The organism is Pseudomonas triclosanedens, from assembly GCF_026686735.1.
Taxonomy (GTDB): Bacteria; Pseudomonadota; Gammaproteobacteria; order Pseudomonadales; family Pseudomonadaceae; genus Pseudomonas; species Pseudomonas triclosanedens.
Genome location: NZ_CP113432.1, coordinates 279,769 through 300,881, shown reverse-complemented (window position 1 = coordinate 300,881; position 21,113 = coordinate 279,769). Strand labels below are relative to the sequence as shown.

The 21,113-nt window shown below is 60.4% G+C and carries 20 protein-coding genes; 4 read left to right on the top strand and 16 right to left on the bottom strand.

What is annotated here, in order from left to right; genetic code table 11:
* Positions 1–2: 2 nt before the first annotated feature.
* The 11 genes from OU419_RS01440 to OU419_RS01390 form a co-directional block, all read right to left on the bottom strand.
* Complete coding sequence (locus OU419_RS01440) at positions 3–869, bottom strand: histidinol-phosphatase (RefSeq protein ID WP_034030993.1); 867 nt, start codon at positions 867–869, stop codon at positions 3–5.
* Complete coding sequence (locus OU419_RS01435; protein WP_034030987.1) at positions 866–1,894, bottom strand: radical SAM protein; 1,029 nt, start codon at positions 1,892–1,894, stop codon at positions 866–868. Before OU419_RS01435 ends, OU419_RS01440 begins: the two co-directional genes overlap by 4 nt.
* Before the next feature lie 251 nt (positions 1,895–2,145).
* Positions 2,146–3,099, bottom strand: coding sequence for a hypothetical protein (locus OU419_RS01430; RefSeq protein WP_003158595.1), 954 nt, complete (start codon positions 3,097–3,099; stop codon positions 2,146–2,148).
* Entirely contained in the window at positions 3,092–3,862 is a 771-nt protein-coding gene (locus OU419_RS01425) for a ubiquinol-cytochrome C chaperone family protein (RefSeq protein WP_034030986.1), read from the bottom strand. The genes OU419_RS01430 and OU419_RS01425 overlap by 8 nt, the downstream gene beginning before the upstream one ends.
* Positions 3,863–4,011: 149 nt before the next feature.
* A complete protein-coding gene (locus OU419_RS01420) occupies positions 4,012–4,155 on the bottom strand; it encodes a hypothetical protein (protein WP_167543637.1) in 144 nt (47 codons plus the stop codon).
* 43 nt (positions 4,156–4,198) lie between these two features.
* Complete coding sequence (locus tag OU419_RS01415) at positions 4,199–5,008, bottom strand: ubiquinol-cytochrome C chaperone family protein (protein ID WP_034030985.1); 810 nt, start codon at positions 5,006–5,008, stop codon at positions 4,199–4,201.
* Between the two features lie 29 nt (positions 5,009–5,037).
* Positions 5,038–5,667: a helix-turn-helix domain-containing protein gene (locus tag OU419_RS01410; protein ID WP_223817548.1), complete on the bottom strand. Its 630-nt coding sequence runs from the start codon at positions 5,665–5,667 to the stop codon at positions 5,038–5,040.
* 402 nt (positions 5,668–6,069) lie between these two features.
* Entirely contained in the window at positions 6,070–7,284 is a 1,215-nt protein-coding gene (locus OU419_RS01405; protein WP_223817547.1) for a Wadjet anti-phage system protein JetD domain-containing protein, read from the bottom strand.
* On the bottom strand, positions 7,235–10,540 hold the full coding sequence (locus OU419_RS01400; RefSeq protein ID WP_079391663.1) for an ATP-binding protein: 3,306 nt from the start codon (positions 10,538–10,540) through the stop codon (positions 7,235–7,237). Before OU419_RS01400 ends, OU419_RS01405 begins: the two co-directional genes overlap by 50 nt.
* Positions 10,537–11,286, bottom strand: coding sequence for a DUF4194 domain-containing protein (locus tag OU419_RS01395; RefSeq protein WP_176450455.1), 750 nt, complete (start codon positions 11,284–11,286; stop codon positions 10,537–10,539). The genes OU419_RS01400 and OU419_RS01395 overlap by 4 nt, the downstream gene beginning before the upstream one ends.
* Before the next feature lie 2 nt (positions 11,287–11,288).
* Complete coding sequence (locus OU419_RS01390) at positions 11,289–12,788, bottom strand: DUF3375 domain-containing protein (protein WP_079391662.1); 1,500 nt, start codon at positions 12,786–12,788, stop codon at positions 11,289–11,291.
* Positions 12,789–13,423: 635 nt separating this feature from the next.
* On the opposite strand from OU419_RS01390, the gene OU419_RS01385 reads away from it, so the two are divergent.
* Positions 13,424–13,669: a hypothetical protein gene (locus OU419_RS01385; RefSeq protein WP_034030981.1), complete on the top strand. Its 246-nt coding sequence runs from the start codon at positions 13,424–13,426 to the stop codon at positions 13,667–13,669.
* Between the two features lie 681 nt (positions 13,670–14,350).
* On the opposite strand, the gene OU419_RS01380 is transcribed toward OU419_RS01385, so the two are convergent.
* The 4 genes from OU419_RS01380 to OU419_RS01365 form a co-directional block, all read right to left on the bottom strand.
* A complete protein-coding gene (locus tag OU419_RS01380; RefSeq protein WP_254469940.1) occupies positions 14,351–15,232 on the bottom strand; it encodes a DNA methylase in 882 nt (293 codons plus the stop codon).
* 2 nt (positions 15,233–15,234) lie between these two features.
* Entirely contained in the window at positions 15,235–16,548 is a 1,314-nt protein-coding gene (locus OU419_RS01375) for a DNA methyltransferase (RefSeq protein ID WP_254469939.1), read from the bottom strand.
* Between the two features lie 217 nt (positions 16,549–16,765).
* Positions 16,766–17,494, bottom strand: coding sequence for a hypothetical protein (locus tag OU419_RS01370; RefSeq protein WP_254469938.1), 729 nt, complete (start codon positions 17,492–17,494; stop codon positions 16,766–16,768).
* A 65-nt stretch (positions 17,495–17,559) separates the two neighbouring features.
* Positions 17,560–17,739 carry a hypothetical protein gene (locus OU419_RS01365; protein WP_254469937.1) on the bottom strand — a complete coding sequence of 60 codons (180 nt, stop codon included), beginning with the start codon at positions 17,737–17,739 and terminating at the stop codon, positions 17,560–17,562.
* A 166-nt stretch (positions 17,740–17,905) separates the two neighbouring features.
* Between OU419_RS01365 and OU419_RS01360 the strand changes: the two genes are divergently transcribed.
* A complete protein-coding gene (locus tag OU419_RS01360; RefSeq protein ID WP_254469936.1) occupies positions 17,906–18,340 on the top strand; it encodes a CBS domain-containing protein in 435 nt (144 codons plus the stop codon).
* 15 nt (positions 18,341–18,355) lie between these two features.
* Here the strand turns inward: OU419_RS01360 and OU419_RS01355 are convergent, their stop codons facing one another.
* On the bottom strand, positions 18,356–19,093 hold the full coding sequence (locus OU419_RS01355; RefSeq protein ID WP_254469935.1) for a metallophosphoesterase: 738 nt from the start codon (positions 19,091–19,093) through the stop codon (positions 18,356–18,358).
* A gap of 191 nt (positions 19,094–19,284) precedes the next feature.
* Between OU419_RS01355 and OU419_RS01350 the strand changes: the two genes are divergently transcribed.
* Together OU419_RS01350 and OU419_RS01345 are read left to right on the top strand one after the other, a co-directional pair.
* Positions 19,285–19,965, top strand: a complete 681-nt coding sequence (locus OU419_RS01350) for an SDR family NAD(P)-dependent oxidoreductase (RefSeq protein WP_254469934.1) — start codon at positions 19,285–19,287, stop codon at positions 19,963–19,965.
* 77 nt (positions 19,966–20,042) lie between these two features.
* The gene (locus OU419_RS01345) at positions 20,043–20,978 is read left to right on the top strand and encodes an AEC family transporter (RefSeq protein WP_254469933.1); all 936 of its coding nucleotides are present in this window, start codon (positions 20,043–20,045) and stop codon (positions 20,976–20,978) included.
* The last annotated feature ends 135 nt before the right edge of the window (positions 20,979–21,113 follow it).

The window sequence follows — 21,113 nt, the reverse complement described above, 5'->3', positions numbered from 1 at the left end:
GTTCAAGGCCGTTCAAGTCCTTCTGTCAAAGTTGCTGGTGTGCCCAGCAACGGCAGGCTGTCGAGGGCAACATCGATTCGTCGGCGCCTCTCGTAGTAACTAATGCGTTTCAGCCCCAAAGGCCGCAGGGCCGTGAGCAGCTCGGCAATGCCAGAGCCGGCGTCACTCGGGTCATGGGTATCGGACCCAACAGTGAAGGGCACTTCGTGTGCGATGAGCTGCGCCACCAATTCCCGAGACGGATAAGACCACAAGCCCTGAACCTCCCTCCCCGTTGCAGGATCCAGGCTCGACTTTCGAAGGCCTGAGGCATTGAGCTCGAAGGCAATACCGCTTCGGGCGAGCGGTGCCAGCAAAGGCTCGAAACGGCGCAGGAAGATGTCTTCCGGTACGCCACGCAGCAGAGTGTCGGCGTGCCCTACGGCATCGAACAGCCCACTGTCCAACAGCCCTTCGAGGTTGGCGAAGTAGCGGTCCAGGAACGCCTGCCCGGCCAGGCGCGGCAGCTCCCATACCTTCACCATGGTTTCGTCTGGAGTTTCCACGTAATGAATCGAGCCGATTACGAAGTCCATCGGGTAACGAGTAAGCAGCTCGCGATTGAAGGCATCGGTGCCAGGCATGTAGTCGAGCTCCAGGCCGCACAGGATGGTGATCTGCCCCTGGTAGATCTTCCGTGCCCGCTCGATGTCGGCGAAATAGCGATCAAGTTCGGACGCGAGCAGACGATTGTCCGTATCCACGGGGAATGGCGCGTGGTCGGTGATGGTTAGGATGGTCACGCCGGCAGCGATTGAGGCGCGAACCAATTCATCGACGGTGCCGGTTGCATGCTTCGAATAAGAGGTGTGGCTGTGTGAGTCGATCATGCAACCTCCCATTGTTCGAGCAACCCGGCATGACCTGCCAGCTCCTTCACCAGCCAGTAGGGGTTGTTCGCCTTGGCAATGATCGAACGCAGCAGGTCGGTGCTCTCCAGGCGCGCCAGCAACTCGGTCAAGGGTTGCGTATAGAGTGCTCGGGTCAACGGTGTCTCCCGCACGTGGGCGACCAGCCGTTGCCAGTCGACCCGATCAAAGTGGATGTTGCCTAGGCGCTGGTTCTCGATACCGTACAAGTACAAGTCACCACTAGGCTTCACCGTGACATCCAAACCGTTAGCCTGCGGCGGCTTGTTCAGACTGCCGAAAGTGAAGCGTTTGTTGACTTTGGACTCGATCGCCTCGATGTACCCCTGCATGTCTAGATAACCCGGGGCGGTTCCAGGAGCGGGGTGCACCAGGTTCTTGTAGTCGATGCCGAAGCACTCACCACCCGCAACCAAGACGTCTTCCAGAACACTCCGCGGCTCGATGGTTGCCTCTACTCCCCAGCAAGCCAGCTCGGACTTCAGATACTCGCGAGTGAAGTCGCGATCGGTGTCGATCGAGCGGAACGAGAAGCTCAGTCCCGACGGTCTCCGGCGCCTCAGATAGTCCAGACTAAAACCATGAGCCCGCCATTTGACCTTCTCGATATGGTGGCTGTCGGCGCTCAGGCGGATGTTGCAGGTGTCGCCATTGCCCGAGACGATGCGATTGGTGGCGTCATAGAAGTCCGCCATCTTGTCATGTGGGTAGAACCCACTAGTGATGAATTCGAAGCACTTGCCACCTTCGGACAATCCGAGGATCTCGTGGAACACTTTGGCGTTGTTGAGCGGCTCGCCTTCGCCACTGACGGAGATGCGCTTGACCTCTGGGGCATTGATCAACCGGGCGAGGTTTTCCCGCGCCAACGTTGATAGCTCCATGCTGATGCCCGCCTTGTGCTTGTCGGCGTACATACAGAAGGCACAGCCGATTCCACAAATCTGGGTGATGTCGATGTAAAGCAGATGACCTTGGAGATCCATGTCCGATGACTCTGTACAGCCTCGCGCCAGCAGCGCGGGCAACTGTCCTGAAGGAAGTGCAGCGCTGGCCATGAAGACCGCACTGCATATACGAGGGGGGGGTAGCAGACCAGCGTCAGAAAGGGACATTGACCGACAATTTCTGGGTTTGCACCGAGTGCGGATAAATGAGGTGGAGCAGTATCCGCTGCTCTTGTACGGCAGGCTGCTACGGGTAATCTGCCAATTGGGGCATTACCATCGCCAGCCAATCAGCCCACTCGGCAGAACGCCAACCCTTGATATCCTGCCGGGCTATTGAGAACCGGTAGATCCAGTTGCTCATCGCGCATGAACTCCAACTGCATTACGTTACCGCGGATGATCTCGTGCGCACCGACAGCCTGCTCAGCGATATTCAGCAGACGAGCATGATTGGTCTCGCCCTGCCGACCCGCCCTGAGGCGCAGCGCTGGATTGCTCAGGCTCTGCTGCAGCTGCCGACCGAACCCGGCGTGACGCTCCTTGAAGTCATTGGCGAGCTGCGCAGCCACATCCATTTCACCTAGCCGAGCCAGCACCTGTACCCGCCCCTGAGCCGACATCACCCACCCACGGTAAGCGGCCCCAAACTCACCAGGCTGTAGATACTCAAGCGCACGCTCACCCACATGCTGCAGCAGCCCGCCAAAATAACTGTGGCTCTCTGCGAGCTGGCTGCTGGCAATACCCAGCTGCTGATGCATCAGTGTGGTGTTGCGATACAGCCCGGCTTCGCGTAGATGCTGCAGGGAGGCATGCAGAGGGGCCAGTCGGCCAATCATCTGTCTGGCATCCAGCCACTCCACACCCTGCCGGATGTCATCGAGCTTGCCATCCATGTGTTTAAGCTTGTTCTCGATACCCTGTAACTTGTAAAGCGTTAGCGCAAAGCCAGCGACACTAACGGCCAGATTGGCCACCTGCAGCCCCATGATCATCTGCTGCTGTACACCGAGCAGCTGCAGCTGCTCAGCCTGCTGGCGCAGCAACTGGACCTGCTCGGCCCCCTGTTTGAGCAGTTGCTCGGCCGTATCGCGTTCAAGCAGAACACCTTCCTGCAACCACATCACGATCTGCTTGTCACCTACCCTGCGGATGACGCCACCGATACGTTCGTAAACACCGTTTTTCAGCCCCTCGGCAATCGCCTCCGGAACATCGAAGATCACATTTAGCTCAGCCATCGAAAGCTCCATTCATGAAATCGGTCGCTGCCTCGGCACGAGCCTTGAGACGCAGCATGGCGATATGCAATACGCAAGGAATGGTGACCCGGTAGGCAGGCCCAGCCAGATCCACGGCGGTCCAGACACCGGCTATGACCCAGCCGACCGGCCCGGCCAGCGCGGCGACGGCACGACCGCCGGCAAAGGCTCCCCCAGCGACCACCGCACTGCGCAGCCCGTGCCCAAGCAACTGCTGGGCCATCGAATTCACGATCACCGTCGAAGTGCGATAGAGGATCATCCGTGCTACGGCCGGCACCACCAGCCCACTCAGTGCCGAACCATTCAGCAGAGCCGTCATCTTGGTCTTGTCGAGCCCCGCCTCGCGCAGAATCTCTTCCAGCTCGCGACGATCCTCACCCGACGACTTCTCCAACGCCTGACGTAGGATCGACTGCACCATCGCCTCCTCCAGCTCGATGAGCTCCATCGAACCAACACCCTTGACCTTGAGCTTACCGGCAACATCTCGCACCACCTCGGTGTAGGAAGGCCCGCTCTGGCGCCACAGGTTGGCGAAACTGTTGCCGCCGAACAAACGCAGCTCATCAAGGATCGTACTGGCATAACGGCGGTGTTCCGGGTGCCAGCGCTTGAAGTCCACTTGCTTCGACAAGGACTCGGTTCGGGCCTTGAGGATGTATTCCACCAGAGGCTCCAGATCATCGTTGCTGACACGCTCCAGAAGCTGGCGGGTACTGCTGGTATCGTTGATGGTCACTACAGCGATTCCTTGTCCTGCTGGTAAACGTCCCGACTGATCAGCCCCACTCTATAGGTCAGCGCAACCGGTCGGCTCGCATACTCATTACCGTACATAGCTAATCCTTTATCGTTTTCTCTGCTCACCTGGCACACATCATCGGTACATCACGCATGAGCATTTGAGCTGCGTTTCCCTGCGGCATAGGCCGCTTTGCCCGCCATCTGCAGCGTGACAACCACGACAGCACCAGCGGCGAAACAGATAACGTTGGTCAGCAGGAACTCCAACGGGGAGATCGTAGGGTTCATGAGAAGCTCCTCAGGTCAGTGTTTACTCGTGAAGGGAATGCGGTCAGCGATCGACCAGCCGCGTACCGCAATTGCCACAGAAGTTGCTGCCAGGGCTGACCGATGCGCGGCAGCCGGGGCATTCGGGCTTGAGCAGCATTTTCTGGCGCATGTGACCGATCTGGATAACGCACGGCAGCGTCACCCGGTAAGCAGGGCTGGCCAGGTCGAAGGCCGTCCAGATGCCGGCGATCGCCCAGCCAACGGGCCCTGCGAGCACCGACAGTCCCCTGCCCAAGGTTGCTCCCCCAGCAAGCGCGACACCCCGGCCGACCAGGCTGCTCATCGTTGCGCTGGCCACCATTGCGGCCAGTCCATAGGAGGTCATACCGGAAGCGCTCAGGCTGGCTATCAGTGCTGCCAGCGCAACCGGCCCCATGCCCGATCTGTAGCTTGCCCCCAGTGATTCGAAAAAGGTCGCCTTGTCTTCCTCGCTCATGCGGCCAATCGACTGTTCGAACACCTTGGTAATGATGGCCATTTCCATGCGTGCGCAGTCGCCCGTACTCTCCTTCGAGACACCCACGTGAGAGGCAACATCGCTCAGCAGTTCCTTGTAAGGCACGCCGCTGCCGCCCCGGAACAGGTTCATCAACGAGTTACCTCCAAAGCGCGTGAGTTCTTCGGCGACCATGCCGCGCTCGAACTCGCCGACCACACCCTCCTTCGCCGCGCTCAGTTGGCGGCACACCGAGGAGGACAAGGAGATCCGTCCGTTGCCGTTGTCCGTGATGACGTCGATCAGCAGCCTGATATCGTCTGAGCTTGCGCTCAATAGCACGTCCGCTAAGTCGGCGTCGTGAATGATTGCCATACTGCGATTCCTATTGATTACTCGACGTTTTAGTCGTCGATGTTCGGATCGTTCGGCGTGCTGGCGCTCACCAACGCACCTGCTATCGCGGCGAGTGCAACACGAGATTGGTGGGCACGACCTGGACGAAGCATCAGGGCACCGAACTTGAGGCAGCTACGCCGGCGCCATTCATCCCTTGCATTGGCACGTGTAACCTCTGGAGATGAACCAACACCCATCGGCCGGGCATCGGGGTGAACCTTGCATTCGCGCAACACCTTCTCGACCGGGCTTCCATTATCCAGTTGGCCGGCGCTATGTAGTTTCATGGCGGCGGCCAGATAGTCACCGCTGGCGCCCAGTGCTTGGCCCAACGCGAACCAGTCCTGCGGCCGCATGAGCAGGAAAGCAGGAGGAACACCCAATGCAGCGGCGAGGCGATCGAGCGTGTCGAGGTCCGGATTGGCGGCACTTTCGCCGCGCTGTGACTTCAGTGCCCGTAGCGTGCTGCGGGCGACGCCCGTTTTCCGGTGAATCTGGGTTGCGGTCATCGGCCCTGGCGAGCCTACCGAGCGGTTCTCACGCTCCTTGCCAGCAACCGCCAGCACGGCGCTGAGGTTTTCACTGAAGTACCGCCCCAACGGCATAAGGGGTCCATCTGGCGAGCTTCTATCCATAGCGATCTTCCGTGTTGTGATGACGAAAGATTATGCGTGGCAATGCGCCATTACCAGCCTAAATGGAGCTCAGGCACTCCAGTCACAAACCACATTGAAGCTTGCACGCTCCATTTTTTGTGCATCCGCATTTATCAAAATGTTTTGGTGTTAAATCCAGAAATGGGGGTAGGGCGAAAGCACGATTAACTTGCTAAGCACATTAATTTGAGAGTCACAGTGGATGGCAAAGTAATGCCGGCTACTAACACTTCATTAACGTCCTGCTCTGTCCACTAGATGTGACGGGGGATTTTTCAGCCGCTCGGTGGAATTACGAGGTTTCTTGTAGGAGCGTTGCATGCAACATGCCCACGCGCTCGCCAAGTTGCTGCACCTCGCCGTCATCTGTCAGTCATGCAGTCAAGCCGTTCGCTCAGGATGAGCCGGCACTACCGACTCTCCGAACCATTTACTAATGGCCAGTTCGACCTGCATGCGTGGCAGATACTCCTGCTCAAGGCGTCCCCGTTCCTGCGTAAGGAGATACCGATAGAAATCAGCCTCGTCAGTCATCAATCCTTGGGGAGCCAATTCCTGAGCTTTAGTTGGCTCGACGACCGCGCTTCCCACTGAGTGCTGGTCAAACAGCTCCCGTTCCATTAGCAGTGCTTCGACTGCAGGTTGATGGAGTCTCGCTCGCGCCAGCATCAGCAAGCCCCAGGTATCCATGTCGCCCCAGTATGCGATCTGTTTCCCTGCCAGGTGCGCAGACGCCAACCACTGTAAATCGAGCCCGGAGCCCAGTACAGCCAGGGTGTCCGGCAAGGTTTCGGGCAGCAAGTGAACGCATTGCTCATTTTCCACCACCAGCAAGCGCGAACCGGGAAGTGGGGTTTCGGCCAGTTCCGAAGTGGTGAGCCTGAGCCGCTTGAAGGGCAGCAGCTCAGGCTGAAGGGGAACGACCAGAACCCAATGACTGCTTTCTTCAAAGGCATCCAGAAACGTCGTCAGGCCTTGCTCGGCCGCCGCGCCTTCGAAGCGCTCGTCGAGGAGCCTGGTCAGCAAGCTGGCGTTACGCTCGAAAAACTTGGTGTCTACGCCGTGCTCTGCAAGCAGGCGCAGTGGACGGCCTCGGGCACAGCCTGGCGACAACCGGGTGGCGAGTTGCGCCGTGGCGACGACTTCTTCAGACGGCTTCGTCAACCACAGGCTGCGTTGAGCCACCAGCAGCGCATGAAAGGCACTGTCTACCTGCTCGACCAGATACTCGAGTTGAGCGTATTCCCGGCTGACCGTTGGATCATTGGTCGCGGCAATCCATTCGGAGGGACTACGCAAGTGCCAGCGCATCGGCAAGGAAATTGGGGCCAGCCCAGCTCGATAGCTGACTGACTCCCAGTCGACCTTCCCCACTTTCACGCTCCGCCAGTTCTCCACATGCTGGAGCACCGCATGGATGTTTTCAGCGAAGACTCGTGCCGAAGGCTTACCGATGTTGAAGCATTGCGGCCAGCTGCCGGGATTGAGCAAGCGTTCCAACCGAACACTGGAGCGATGCCATTGCCTGGCCAAGCTGCGACCGATGTCAGTGGGCGACTTCATGCATGGCCTTGATGCGCTGTTGATGATGCTCATCCAAAGCTTCCCAGCTCAGAGAAACCAAACTGGATTCCACGCCGCGCCGGTGAACGACGACGGCCGAACGCGTATGGTGGCGCAGCAGGCGCATTTCTTTGTTGGGCGTGATGAAAACAGCGTGCAGGCCGAATTCCCTCAGCGCCGCGATGATCCGACCGGCAACCGCATGGGAGCTGCGCGAGAACGCCTCGTCGAGCACGATGGTGCCGAACAACGGCCGGCTGCTGCCATCGGGACAGAGCGCGTAGCTCAGGGAAGCGGTCAGTACATAGGAGGCGATGATCTCCTTCTCTCCACCGCTGCCGCCCTGAGAACCTGTCCGGGTTTCGATGAGATTATTGCCTTCCCGATCGATCACCGATACCGCGAACTCCAGGCGGAAGCGCGGATCCAGCAGTGCCTTGGCACCCTGATTCCTGCTGTGTTCGCAGGCATCCTTGAGCAGGCCAACGAGCGCCTGCAATGCCTTGTAATGGCTCTCGCCTTCATCATCGATGAAGCGCGCCGAGTTCAGTTGGCGCTGAGCCTGTTGCAAGGTGCGCAGGCTTTCATGGATGACCTTTTTCGCCACCAGGCGCAGATAGCGTCCGGGCTGAAAGTCGACACGCTGCATCGTACTGTTCAGGTCATCCAGGCGCTCCTCGATCATCGAGACCTCATGGTCGATATAGCTGAGCAGCTGGGTGACGCCGTCATCCGAGGAGCGATTGAGGTATTCCAGGAAGCGCTTGAGTTTCTCGGGCAGGGCTTCCTCGGTCAGCACACGGAGACGCTCCAGATACCTGGGTACATCCACCAGTTCTCGCCCGACCTCTGCAAGCGCACCGGTGTCTGCTTTCAGGGCGTCGGACATACGTTTGGCAAGCTCTGTTTTCTGGTCGCCCAGTTTCTCGCCGAGCGTTTTGAGTTGCCCTTGAAGCTCACGCGTATGCTTGCGCTCCAGCTCGTCAATATCGCCGAGGTCATCCGCGGTCAGGGTCGGGAAATGCGCTTGCGCCAGTTCACGCTGTGTATCGCTCAGCCCCTTTTCGGCGCCGCGATAGGCCTTACGGGTAGCGGATGCGGCCTGGTCAAACTGAGTTTTCAACTGCACACACTGCTCGATCAGTCGTTGCAGCTGTTGGTCCAGAGACTCCCGCAGGGCCTCGGCTTGATCCAGCTCGGCCTTGATCACAGCAAGGTCAGAATCGGGACGGGTCAGGGTGTCCAGCTGAGTACGCAGCGACTGCAGCTGACGCTCGGCGCCCGGCCGATCAATCTCCTCGAACTGCAGTTCTTCGACGCGTTGCAGCAGCGAAGCTTGACTCTCTAACTGACCGACATCGCCCTGGGCAGCATCCAGGGCCAGCTTGGCGGGCACGAGCTGTTCATTGACCTCGCGAATATGCTCAGTCAGGAAGGCCAGACGATCGCGGTTGTCGAAGCCGGTCAGCCAGTCTTCATCCAGGCGCTTCTGATCCTGCTTGTCGAAGAAGCGTTCTTTGCCCGACATCAGCCCCTGAGCTGTCATGGCGTAAGGGGTATGACGCAATTGCTCCGGGCTTTCGACGCAGTGGCGGTCATTATCCGCCAGTAGAGCCTTCACAGCTTCTCGGTACGGATGCTCCTTGAAGGTCAGTTTGCGGGTAAAACCATCGTCGAAGAACACAGGGCGCGACGACGGCTCCTTGACCTCCAACAAGCGCACATGCAAGCGGTTGTGCCGTTGGTTCACCCAACGCAGTGCGGCCTGGGATGAACCCTGCGGCACTAGGATACGCAGCCGGTGGCTACCGATTGCCCGTTCGATGGCACCCCGCCAGGCCAGCTCCTCGGGCTTGACCTGCACCAGTTCGGCAACGAAAGGCAGGGCCGACTCATCGACACCAAGCGCCTGTGCCAGATCGCTTCGAAAAGCATGAAAATTCCCGGGCAGGTTCGAGCCTGGCCGTCTCTCAACCTCAGCACGCTCCTGCTGTAAGCTCTGCAGGCGGCCATTGAGCTCTTGCTGGACGAGACCTGCGTCGAACGCTTTCTGGCGCGCGTCTGTAGTTTGCTGGGCCAGTATTTCCAGGCGTGCCGCGATCTGCTGCTGATTTTCTTCGAGCGCAGCGGCCGATAACTCATCCGCGAGTCCAAGCCCCTTGGCCAAGCGTTGGTATTGCTCGGCTTTCAGGCGCCGCCTATCGCACTCCCTGACCCAATCAGCGATGCGCCCGCGTAATTGGTCTATCCCTGCGCCCCCTACTCGCAGGTAGCGCTGACGATGTTGATCGACCACGCCCTTCTGGATCTCAAGCTGACTCCTGCATTGCGCCTGATCCAGTTCGGCCTGTTTGTGCTCCTTCTCAAGCCTGTTGGTTTCAGCCAACCACAGGCGATACCCCTGCTCGGCGAACCAGACCGGGAGGATGCCTTCGAGCGCTTGTTTATCCTGCAACTGTTCTTGCAAGGCCCTATAACGTTCCCAGCCATCGGCGACAGGTTGCAACGAGCGCTGCTGCTTTCTAGCGGTTTCCAGTTCTCGGTGGATGTCAGTTAGATCATCGAAGCTGCTGGCGACCTCGGCAGCCCGCTCGAAGGCGGAGCGGTCATCCAGTACCAGCTCTCGAAAGATCTCATCAATACTGTTGAGCTGCTTCAGGCCGGCAGCGCGGTTGAGCAAGGTGAAAGCGTTTTCACCGACCTCGAAGTAATCCCTCAGCCTGGCCAGGAAGGCTTTCTTGCTGGGATACGGCCAGATCCCCGTACCATCCTTCTCCATCTGACGCAGAGCCCGCATGCCGCCTGCGTGATGCTGGCTGAGCCAATGCTCCAGCCTCTGCTCAGGGGACTCGCTTAACAGCCAAAGTTTTTTCAGATCGGACGCCGAGGAGCTGGTGCCCTCGAACCAGAGCACGGCGCCCAGTCGAACCTGCGCACCGTCACGCTCGAGCGTGGCGGCAATGGCGGTGACCGTCTTACCCTGGCGCGCGATATGAGATTGCTCTACACCTCCGTCCCCGGGGCCGGTGACGCCGCGTACATAGGACACCAGATCGCGGTCGCTTTCGTGCCCGCCCGTGGATGCCAGGTTGTAGCGCGGATTGGCGCACAGCAAGGTCATCAGAGCGTCCACCAGCGTCGTTTTACCGCTCCCCGTCGGGCCGATCACGGCGGTACCGGAGGGGTCGATCTCGGCACGGTGATAGCCCTGAAAGCCGCCCCAGTTATAGAGCTCGATGCTGGTGAGAATGAAGGTCTCGCTGTCACGCCAGAGGAGTGCCTGCTTCATGCCATATCCTCCTCGCCATCGGCAGCCGGCGTCGCCGCGCCCTCCACCTGCTCTCGCAGCCATGCCACGAGTGCCTGCAGGTTCTCCGGGTTAGCCAAGTGGGTAATGATGGGACGGATGATGACGCGATCATGGGCGTCCAGAGCCGACACCAGGCCATGCCCCTTGAGCTGATCCAGCAGCGTGATGATGCGATTGCGCTCCTTCGCCTCACTGCCCAGCTCGCCTAGGTAAACCTGCAATTGGGGAATCAGCTCATCGACCGCTACCGATGCCTGACTGGCGCCCGTACCGCTTTCCTGTTCGTAGGCGATGAACTGCTGGCGCAGGATGGCTATCAGGAGAGACTGCTCCAGATTCAGCCTTTGCCGACGCACGAGGGGGTGCGACCAGTCATCCTGCTCGGCCACCTCGCCCTGGCGAACGGTAACAAACACCAGCCCCCGAACCTCGTCGACCCCCATGGCAAGGTCGAGCGGCTCCAGGATTCTGTCGACCGCCTCGATATTGGAAAGCGCTGAGCGATACAGGTTGGGCTTGTGACTCTCTTCCAGCAGCCCGTACTTGAGCATTTCCTGTACGGTCTCACGTACCCGTTGCGGCGTCCGTCGCTCATCGACCTGTACAGCGGCGCTCATGACAGGTTGTTCGTCATCCATTCCGTCATCCAACGCCATGGGCTCTGCTGTCAGCTCCGTTTCGTCGGCACCAGAGGCGCCTGCAATGCGATCGAAGATCCCCGCCATGCTCACAACTCCCAATCGATGTCCTTGAGTGCCTCGTGGTCGAGTCCGACATAAGGCAAGTTGAAGCGCCAGCGTTGCTCATCCTCGTCAAACAGATCCACGATCTGACGCTCCTCTGTCAGCACCTCAATACCTGCCTCGCGAGCCATAGCTAACCAGAGCGCAAAGGTTTCCAGGTCGTGAGCAGGTGGAAGCAAAGACGCAAGCTCCCCGAGACTCACAGGTCGCCCCTGCTCCAGCAGCACCGCCAGAGTGTCATGAATCAACGCTTCACGGTCCAACCCGTCGAAAGCATCCCAGAAGTCATCATCTATATGTTCCAACCCCGCAGGCTTCAAACTCAGATCCAGCTCGCCCGTGTCATCGTCATCCAGGGTCTTGAAACGCAGACGCTCGATTGCCGGGACACCGGCAATGGCGACGCCAACCGGCGGCAAACGGACAGCGCTACGGCGCACGGCCTGGCGTTGCCAGTCGACGCTGAGTGCTAGATTGAAGAAGTCGCTGAGTAACTGTCCGACGCGATGATGCTCGGCGGCCAGGCCCGTCCTCATGAAGCCACGGACATCGCGCTCGCTTCGGGCACGCGCCTGAAGCACAGCCTGCGACTCCCGAACCAGGCGTAACGCCAACCAGCGCAGTTCACGTTGCTGGGGACGATTCAACGCCTTTGGAACCGCAGGATGACGAAGGATGGTGCGCAAACGCTCACGCATGGCTTCCCACTCAGCTGACTGCCGCAGTTGCTGCTGGAAGCTTTCGAAGACACGCCCTTCCGGTGTGTTTAGTAGAGCATCTTGACCGTCCAGCAACCGATCGACGATTTCTCCACGATGAGCCTGCTCGCTGATGATGGAGTGTCGAAGAGCGCGATCCGCCTCCCGCCAGGAGTCTTCAACCCGTCGAAAGTCTGCGCGCAGGCTGGTGGCCAGGTTATATACCTCGCGTATGCCCTCTATCACCTGCGCTTCGTCCAGCACGATGACGTGGCCGGCCTCTACCTGCTCAAGCTCATGTTCCAAATCCCGGATTCGGCGGCGCAGGCTGGCAATACGACCAGTTGGGCTGGGGTTCAGCCCCGTTTCCAGGTTTTCGATCTCGCGCTGGACCACCGAAAGGCGAGATGCCGTGGAGGTCATGATCCGACTATCCAGCGAGTCGACGAACTGGATGGCGGACTCCAACGCGTCGGTTGCGTAGATGCGGCCCTCTCGCTCTACGACCAGACGCCGCTTGATCCATTCACGAAGTTCACGCCCGGCCTGGAGATGCGTTGTATCCGGGTCGATCTCGTAAAGCTCCTGGCTGGCATAAGCAGCCAGCATTTCGGACAGCGCTTGCAGCGCATCCTCCATGGGGATCCCATCGTGCGCCCGCTCGAACAGCGTTTGCAGGCAACCCAGTACAAGGGGAGCACGACGTGAGGCGAGCAAAAGCCACGCGGGGTGCTGGCTGCGGGTGGATACATAGCGTTCTGAACGCTGTTGCGCGCTTTCTTCCATGACGGCCACTTTTCCAAAGGTAGTCCGAGCACGAGATTACCGAAGTAAGTCGTGGCCCCATGATACGTATTTGTTTTGGCGGATGGGCCCATTTGATAGCCAGCAGAGCTCGCGTCTTGCCCGAATAGAGCTGGGTGAAAAGCCAGGCCAGTCGAGGTTTGGCGGCTTATTCCAGGTTCGCGCACTGGATATTGGCGATTTGGCGGAGGGATCTACCGTCACGAGGGTGTATTTGGCTAATTCGGCGAAGGCGTCCCAGTGAGCGCATGTGGCGGCTCAGTGGTTTTTGCAGGACTGCCACTGACATTCTGCGGTAATCCAGTGCAGCCATGGTGGCTACAGAGCGAAGTCTCGATGACCTGCCGGTGGATTAGCTGAATGTGGCATGGGGATATTAATTTCCCCCGGTGGTATTGCGGGATTTTCTGCCCATTAAGGGCGATGGTAGCTGGCAGGCCCGGAGCGAGTTCAAATGTCAGAAGCTGCGGCTGGAGGTGAGGGGTGTCATCGTTACAACGCTCTAAGCCCGAGAGCTTTTTGCTATTCTGTCGACCTGCGCCGCGGGACTTCGTTGGCATCGGCTCGCCGTTGCCTCCCCCTGCGGACACTTCATTCAGCCGCTGCCTGGGGTCACGATGCGGAATCATGTAGTGATTGAGGACTGGGACGGCGACGGTGCTATTCGCCTACCCGATGACGTTCTGCAGGAGATGGGCGTCGACATTGGGGACACGCTCTATCTGCTTGAAGAGTACGTAGGCACTACCCGTTGCCTGGTGCTCAGCAAATCTCCGCGCATCCCCGATCGCGTAGATGAGCTGGTTGGCCACTGGGAGTCGTCTGACAAGGTCTCCGCCGAGGTAAACGCCAAGGACGACTGAGCTGACTGCCCAGCCTCCTGCCCACGAATCTCGGCGCTTGCCGCTCTGCCATGGTCTCCTGCGAGGGCAGAGCCTGGCACCAGAAAAAGCTTCGCTAACTTTTTGGTCCGCGCATTCCTCGGTTGTACGTTCGTAACGACACAGCCCAGAGAAGCAAAACGGAGTTGGCTGAACTCAGGCGCAGCTCCGCTTGCAGTCGTCATTCCAAGGTCCTATGGAACCGGAGCAGCGCAAGGTCTTATCGATCTGTCAATTTCCACGGCCCACCAGTGAACGTACTGGGTGAGGGTGATCATCTGTAGGTCGATAGTCGAAATTCAGGTTCAGTCAGACGGCGGCAGGGCGAGCCTGGATTTGGCTAGTAGTCAAAAACCGGCATCCCAGATTTCGTTTTTTGTGCCACGGATAACCACCCTCAGGTGTCGCTATAGGCCTTAAACTGCAGGGAGCGCCACAAGACGAAACCCTTGCAGGATGGCACTTAGCGGCATTTTTGATCTCTGCATGGCAACTGAGATTCCTGTACCGCATTGGCCTCCGAAGGCAGGGGTCGTGGGTTCGAATCCCGCCGGATGCGCCATAGAAATCAAGGGCCCAGGCGAAAACCTGGGCCCTTTCTTTTTGCCGCGAATCCAGCCGCGCTGAATGCCGACGCGAACGGACGCCGGCAGAGCCTCCCAACTAGACGCCGACCCCGTCGCTCACATAGCGAAGGAAGGCGGCAGTCCGCGCCTTGTCCTTGAACAGCGCCTCGATCTTGTCGCCGTTGGAGTATTTGACGATTACCTCGTACTCCCTGAACGGGCCGCCCTGCGTCGATTGCTCCTGATACTGCTGAACAAACGAGGCAGCCTCGGAAATCTCCTCGAATTCGTTGGATTTACCGTGCAGCGGGATGATCACGACGCTGTCGATCTGCCGGTCCAGCGTCGCCGCGAGGTTCTGGAAGAACTCGTCGATGAGTTCCTGGTTTCGCGTTACCAGATCTCGCTCAAGGGCCGCGCGACCGGCCGCATCTAGCGCTTCGTAACGCTCGACCGCAGCCTGGAACACCTTGTCCGGCGTATGTTCGTCGAATTCCGCATCGATTCCGACGCTGGCAAAGGCAGCCACGACGCTCGAATAGGGGAACAGCACGACATCGAAGCCGGAGGAAGCCATCTGGTTGATCGAACTCAAGGTGAAAACCCCGCCGAGCACCGCACCGAGGAAAGGCTTGTCCCAGGAATACTTTTCGGCGATGGGCAGTACCGCGCCCTGGATTTCCTGGGCCTTGTTGCGTGAGTGCTTGGTGTACCTGCGCCAGGCCGCTTCGATGAAGGCCAAAGGGCGCCCGATTTCATCATCGGAGCCGTTCTTTTCGATGACGAAGTCCAGGTCATGGCTGTTGCCGTACTTGTCGAGCCAGGAAACCTTCTTCCCTTTTCTGGCCTTGCCTCTGCTGCCTTTCTTGTCGAGGTAATACCCCCGGCTATTGCAGAATTCCTGAAGTTGCGGAGCGATGATTTCTTCCAGCAGGTCGCCAATGATCTGGCCAAAACGATGCGCAGGTGAGTTCGCCACTTTTATCCCTTAATCCACAAGCGCCCTTCATGCAAGGGCACTTGATGCTTCCTGTTTTTCCACTTTACGTTTCTATCCCTGAGTTTCTCGAAGGAGTAGGACTCGAATCCAGCGGCGAGCGCGAGCTCTCCCAGCCAGACATCCGCCGGGACATATACCCCATACGGGGCAGAGTCGCCCACCACGAAGCACATGGTGCTTCCCGGCCTGCACACTTTGCGCAGCCCCTGCAGGACCCTGGAAAGGTCGCAGAAGTAGGCCGCCACCATCGTGTGATAGGCCTTCTTGCCGCCCTTGGTGAGACGAACTTCGGCCAACTCATTGCACACGGCGGACAGCTCTGCGCGAATGGCATCGACCGACACATCGGCAAGCAGCGCGTCCAGCTTCAGTCGCTCGGCAGTCGAATGCTGCGAGCAGGAACGAATGATGTGCTGGCGAACGACCGACTGCAGGTCGCCCCAGGACTTCACCTCATTCCAGAAGGTCATTTCAAGGCGCGTGGCATCCGCATAGTCGTAGTTGTTCGGGTACGGCGGCGAGGTGACGACGAGGTCGATGCTGTTCGGCGCGATCAGGTCATGCTCCTGGCGGGAGTCATGCTGGAACACCGTCGCATCGCTGCGTACGACCTTCCGGGCAAGCTCGGCCATATCCACGGCCATCTCCCGGACCTTTTGCGTAAATGCAAAGAAAGGTTCGAGTGTCCTCGCCTTCGTCTTGTTGGGAAGTACATACTGCCATTGCGCGGTACCAACATGACTGCAAGGGCGCAATATTGCCGTAATAGCCAGCCAGAGCAGTCTTGATATTTCGACATTGAAACTTGGCGAGCAGGAAAAGTATGCCTGTTGCAACGCATACAGTTGCTGCATGACTTCCGGCGAATAACACTTCTTCATGAGTTCCGGAATATCGTCTTCCGCAACCGGCACGGCATTTGCCGATGCCAGCAGAACTCTATCGGCGCACTCAAGCAGCAGCCGTGGATCATGATCCCAGTGAATCTTCGCCTCGGCGATCCGGGCCACGAAAGGGTGGCTTTCGAAGCCATATGCCTTCACGCCGGCAGCCTCGGCGGCAAGCAGAGTTGTTCCGGAACCCGCAAAAGGATCGAGAACCGCAGCAGGGGAATATTCTTCAATAACTTGTTCGACCCATTCCGCAGAAAATCCGGCCGAATATCTGAACCAGCGATGCACTGGCAACTTCATATTGTCGGTAAAAGTGCCCGAACGGGCCGAGCGAGTATTCTTTTTTACGGGACTATGTTCTGAAGTCGGTTCAAGAAAAAGTTCGTGCTGCTGAATGTTCATCTGTGCTCCTCTGCGGCCGTTACTTTATCAAGCCACTGCTGCCATTGACAGTCGCGCCAACGCGACGGCGATGAAACGCGCCGCCGCCTGCTCCGCTCTGTGCCGGCTGGAAACGAGGACCTTTCAACAGGCGAAACTTTCCGCGCACCACCACATCGCGCAACGTCCACGGGCATGAAAGAACCCGCTCGATGGGGAGCGTTTCGTTCCGCGACGATCAGCGTCCCATGATGCGCTGGTACTCGTCGCGGTACTGCTCGTAGGGCAGGTTGCGCTGTTGCAGTTCGAAGAGCTGCTGCTCCTGGCTCTGCGGACGGGAGACATGGGCGACGGTTTCCATCGCCGCCGGCGAAACGGGAGCGGGGGCGGTCTGTGGCGCAGCGGCCGGGGCGCTTGACCGGGAAGGCGGCAGCGGGCGGGAAGGACGGGCCACCAGCATGGCGCCGGCGACTTCCTCGACGATGCGCTCGGACACCGCATCGAGCTGCGATTGCCCCATCGAGGCGAACAGGTCGCCAGAGGTCGCCGCCTCGCTGTCGTATCGACGCGAGGCCAGCAGTTGGCCAGTAAGCCCGTCGTGGTAGCGCACGGTGGAGGTGACCCATTCGCCATCCTCGGCGGGCGGGCGGTTGTTGGCGCCGTGGCCGCCGCCGACCTCTATCACCACCAGCGTGGAGAGGGTCTCCGTCGCACGGGGCTCGCCATCCTGCGTTGAGAACTGGTAGTCCGCCGAGCGAGCCTCTTCGCGCAGAGCCTCCCGCCAACTGCTCATCAACGCGCCCCAGCGCGGGCTGGCAGCCACCTCGGCGTCAGGCTGGAAGTTCACCACCAGGTTGTGCCGGGTGTCGCGGTATAGCGAAATCGGGGCAGTGCGTTCGTCGGTACGGATCGAGGAGGAGCAGCCGCCAAGCACGGCAATGGCCAGGGCGATGGGGAGATAGCGCATGGTGATCCCTCTTGTTGTCCGGGGCATTCTGCCAGCACTTCATGACACAGAGATACCGTCTGGAATCAGTCTTCCAGCCACTCGTCCTCGTCATCCAGGCCCGACTGGAACTCCTCCGCCTCGTCGTCTTCCGGGTGGTCGTCGAAATGCACCGAATCCGCCTCCAGCAGGGCGTCGAGATCATCGTCGAGGTCGAGCAGATGGTCGTGTTCGGGCTCGGGAAGGTCGATGTCGTCGTCAGTCATGGCCGATCGGGAAAACAGGGAAGGGACTGACAGTATAAGCCGCCCCATCCGGCCATGACGCTTTCCATGAGAGTCGGCGCCGCTTTCCGGCCTTGCCGGATCGCCATCCGTCCACGATTCTCTAGAAATCTCGGGCAGCGCGACATGAAACGACGGAGGGGTTGGAATGAAGAGTGTGGCTCAACTGTTGAACGCCAAACCGGACCAGCAGGTGTACACCATCACGCCGGATGCCGTGGTGCTGGATGCGCTGCGTCTGATGGCGGAGAAGAACCTCGGCGGCCTGCCGGTAGTGGAAGGCAACCAGGTGGTCGGCTTTTTCAGCGAGCGCGATTACGCGCGGCGCATGGCACTACAAGGGCGCTCATCGGCGGACACGACGATCCGCGAGGTGATGACCGCCCCGGTGATCACCGTGGACACCCACCTGAACATCGACAAGTGCATGAGCATCATGACCGAGCGCCACCTGCGCCATCTGCCGGTGGTGGAGAATGGAGAACTGCTCGGCCTGCTGTCGATCGGCGACCTGGTGAAAGCCGCCATCGCCGAGCAGGCCGACCTGATCCAGCAACTGGAGCAGTACATTCGCGGCGAGTGAAGAATTGGCGGCCGCTCAGTGCGCGGCCGCCGTCTCCACCGCGCCAGTGACGATATCCACCAGGCTCAGGCAGCCGTCCGAGTAACCGCTGCCGGTGTCGATATAGTGCGTATTGCCCAGCCGGCGCACGCTGACCTGCGCGGTATGCCCGACATACAGGCGCGCAAGTCCGGGCACCTCGGCATCATCCTCGCCTTCGATACGAGTACGCGCCCACATCGCCAGCGCCGCAGCACTCTTGCGCGCCGCGCCGCCCATCTCTCCCGCCAGGGCCGCCATGCCGCTGTCCCAGTCCGGGAAGGCCGGCGATACCGGAGCCTCGGCATGCACGATGCCGACACGGCGGCCTTCGCCGATTTCCACTTCGATCGCCAACGGCAGATCCAGCAGGCTGCGGGCGATGCGCTCACGCTCGTCCTGCGGCAACTGGTAGAGCCACTGGCCACCGTTGCGAAAGTGCAGGTCGCGGTCGTCGCCGGCCAGCACCACATCGATGACCAGCTGCTCATGATTGCCGCGCACCGAGTGGAACCAGGGGCGCTGCAGCCAATCCACCACACGCGGCGAGTACGGACCGCGATCCACCAGGTCGCCAGCCGCGAACAGACGATCGACGCCCTCGTCGAACCCCACCCGCGCCAGCAGGCGCTCGATGAGCTCGAAATGACCATGCACATCGCCCACCACGAAATCGCGCCCCCGCAGGTTGCGTGCAAAGCGTTGCAGCGTGCGCTCGGGCAAGAGGCTATTCATCACCGTCTCCGAAACATGCGAACCCCCAGTCTATCAGCGCAACCCCCGAGCCAGAGCTGCTTCGGAGCAATGGTGCACAAGCAGGTCGACGGGCGGCCCGATCCGTCCCTGCATCTGTCGCCGGCGACCTTCCTCAGGCTGGCGTGCTAACCCTATAAGTGCCGCTCTCCCAATGCCTCGAGGTGCACTTCATGAACAAGATCGTCGCCATCACCGGCGGATTCGGCCATCTGGGCAGCGTGGTCGGCCAGGCGTTCGCCACCGCCGGCTGGCAGGTTGCGTTGCTCGACCGCGCGGTCAGCCCACGTTATCCACAGGCCGGGGCGCTGTGCCTGGGCGGCGTGGACCTCACCGACAGCGCCGCCGCCCACCACGCCATCGACCGTGCCGCCGAACACTTCGGCGGGCTCGATGCACTGATCAACGTCGCCGGTGGCTTCCACTGGGAAACCCTGGCCGACGGCGACGTCGATACCTGGGACCTGATGTACCGCATCAACCTGCGCACCGCGGTGGTGTCCAGCCAGGCGGTTCTGGAGCACCTGAAGGCCCGGGGCCGCGGCCGTATCCTCAACATCGCGGCAGCCGCCGCCACTCGCGCCGCCCTGGGCATGGGTGCCTACGCGGCCTCCAAGGCCGGCGTGATGCGCCTCACCGAAGCGCTGGCCGAGGAACTGAAAGACGCCCGCATCACCGTCAACGCGCTGATGCCGAGCATCATCGACACCCCACAGAACCGCGCCGACATGCCCGGCGCCGAGTTCGACCGCTGGGTGCGCCCGGAACAACTGGCGGCAACCCTGCTGTTCCTCGCCTCGGACCAGGCCGCCGCGATCACCGGCGCCTGCATCCCAGTCACCGGGCGCGTCTGACCGGCCGCGAGCGCATTGGACGACGGCGGGCCCTGCCCCTATGCTCGCCTGCCGTTCCACTGTCCGGTTGTGTTGCCATGTTCCACGTCCTGTCCGTCGTTCTGCCGATCTTCGCGCTGATCCTGGTCGGCTGGCTCTGTCGACGGACCAACCGCCTGGGGCCGCAGGCCGCGTCGGAAATCAACAAGCTGGTGGTCTGGCTGTGCCTGCCGGCGATGCTGTTCAAGGTCACCGCCACCTCCACCTGGGCGGAAATCTGGCAGCCGGGCTTCCTCGCCGCCTTCACTGGCGGCTGTCTGCTGGTGTTCTTCGCCACCCTCGTCTGGCGCCTGGTGCAGGGCCGCGCGCTGCCGGCAGCAAGCATCGACGGCCTCAGCGCCTCCTACGCCAACACCGGCTACATGGGCATTCCGCTATGCCTGCTGGTGTTCGGCCAGGACGGTCTGGAGCCGGCGCTGATCGCCTCGCTGCTGGTGGTCTGCGTGTTGTTCGCCATCGCCGTGGTGTGCATCGAAGTCGGCCTGCAGAACGAAAAGCACATCGGCCGCGCCATCGCCGTGGTGCTCAAGGCACTGGGCAAGAACCCCCTGGTGGTGTCGCCAATCCTCGGCGGGCTCTGGGCGGCAGCCGGCATCGGCCTGCCCACGCCGCTACTGCACTTCCTCGACATGCTCGCGGCAGCCACCACGCCCTGTGCGCTGGTGTCTCTCGGACTGTTCCTGGCACAGAAGCAGGAAACCCAAGGTGCGCAGGTCAATGCCTGGCCAATGGTGGCGATCAAGCTCGTCGGCCAGCCGCTGCTCACCGGCTTCCTCGCCTACCAGGTCTTCGACCTGCCCCCGCTATGGGCCGACTCGGCGCTGCTGCTCAGCGCACTGCCCACCGGCACCGGGCCGTTCATGCTCGCCGAGTACTACCAGCGCGAGGCGGCAGTGGTGTCGCGAAGCATCCTGGTATCGACGCTGGGCTCACTGGTGACCCTGTCGCTTTGCCTGCTCTGGCTCGCGCGCTAGGCAGCGGCGCAATCGTCCGGGAAAACGCTGAACGTAGGATGGGTGGAGCTTGCGATACCCATCGATTCCGCGCACGGGGGCAGCATGGGTATCGCTCCACTCCACCCATCCCACGAAAGCCGCCGTGCAGGCATA

Excerpts from the sequence above, each read along its gene's own strand:
- OU419_RS01440 (WP_034030993.1), bottom strand. The coding sequence starts at position 869 with ATGATCGACTCACACAGCCACACCTCTTATTCGAAGCATGCAACCGGC.
- OU419_RS01435 (WP_034030987.1), bottom strand. The coding sequence starts at position 1,894 with ATGGATCTCCAAGGTCATCTGCTTTACATCGACATCACCCAGATTTGT.
- OU419_RS01430 (WP_003158595.1), bottom strand. The coding sequence starts at position 3,099 with ATGGCTGAGCTAAATGTGATCTTCGATGTTCCGGAGGCGATTGCCGAG.
- OU419_RS01420 (WP_167543637.1), bottom strand. The coding sequence starts at position 4,155 with ATGAACCCTACGATCTCCCCGTTGGAGTTCCTGCTGACCAACGTTATC.
- OU419_RS01415 (WP_034030985.1), bottom strand. The coding sequence starts at position 5,008 with ATGGCAATCATTCACGACGCCGACTTAGCGGACGTGCTATTGAGCGCA.
- OU419_RS01410 (WP_223817548.1), bottom strand. The coding sequence starts at position 5,667 with ATGGATAGAAGCTCGCCAGATGGACCCCTTATGCCGTTGGGGCGGTAC.
- OU419_RS01405 (WP_223817547.1), bottom strand. The coding sequence starts at position 7,284 with ATGAGCATCATCAACAGCGCATCAAGGCCATGCATGAAGTCGCCCACT.
- OU419_RS01400 (WP_079391663.1), bottom strand. The coding sequence starts at position 10,540 with ATGAAGCAGGCACTCCTCTGGCGTGACAGCGAGACCTTCATTCTCACC.
- OU419_RS01395 (WP_176450455.1), bottom strand. The coding sequence starts at position 11,286 with ATGGCGGGGATCTTCGATCGCATTGCAGGCGCCTCTGGTGCCGACGAA.
- OU419_RS01390 (WP_079391662.1), bottom strand. The coding sequence starts at position 12,788 with ATGGAAGAAAGCGCGCAACAGCGTTCAGAACGCTATGTATCCACCCGC.
- OU419_RS01385 (WP_034030981.1), top strand. The coding sequence starts at position 13,424 with ATGCGGAATCATGTAGTGATTGAGGACTGGGACGGCGACGGTGCTATT.
- OU419_RS01375 (WP_254469939.1), bottom strand. The coding sequence starts at position 16,548 with ATGAACATTCAGCAGCACGAACTTTTTCTTGAACCGACTTCAGAACAT.
- OU419_RS01370 (WP_254469938.1), bottom strand. The coding sequence starts at position 17,494 with ATGCGCTATCTCCCCATCGCCCTGGCCATTGCCGTGCTTGGCGGCTGC.
- OU419_RS01365 (WP_254469937.1), bottom strand. The coding sequence starts at position 17,739 with ATGACTGACGACGACATCGACCTTCCCGAGCCCGAACACGACCATCTG.
- OU419_RS01360 (WP_254469936.1), top strand. The coding sequence starts at position 17,906 with ATGAAGAGTGTGGCTCAACTGTTGAACGCCAAACCGGACCAGCAGGTG.
- OU419_RS01355 (WP_254469935.1), bottom strand. The coding sequence starts at position 19,093 with ATGAATAGCCTCTTGCCCGAGCGCACGCTGCAACGCTTTGCACGCAAC.
- OU419_RS01350 (WP_254469934.1), top strand. The coding sequence starts at position 19,285 with ATGAACAAGATCGTCGCCATCACCGGCGGATTCGGCCATCTGGGCAGC.
- OU419_RS01345 (WP_254469933.1), top strand. The coding sequence starts at position 20,043 with ATGTTCCACGTCCTGTCCGTCGTTCTGCCGATCTTCGCGCTGATCCTG.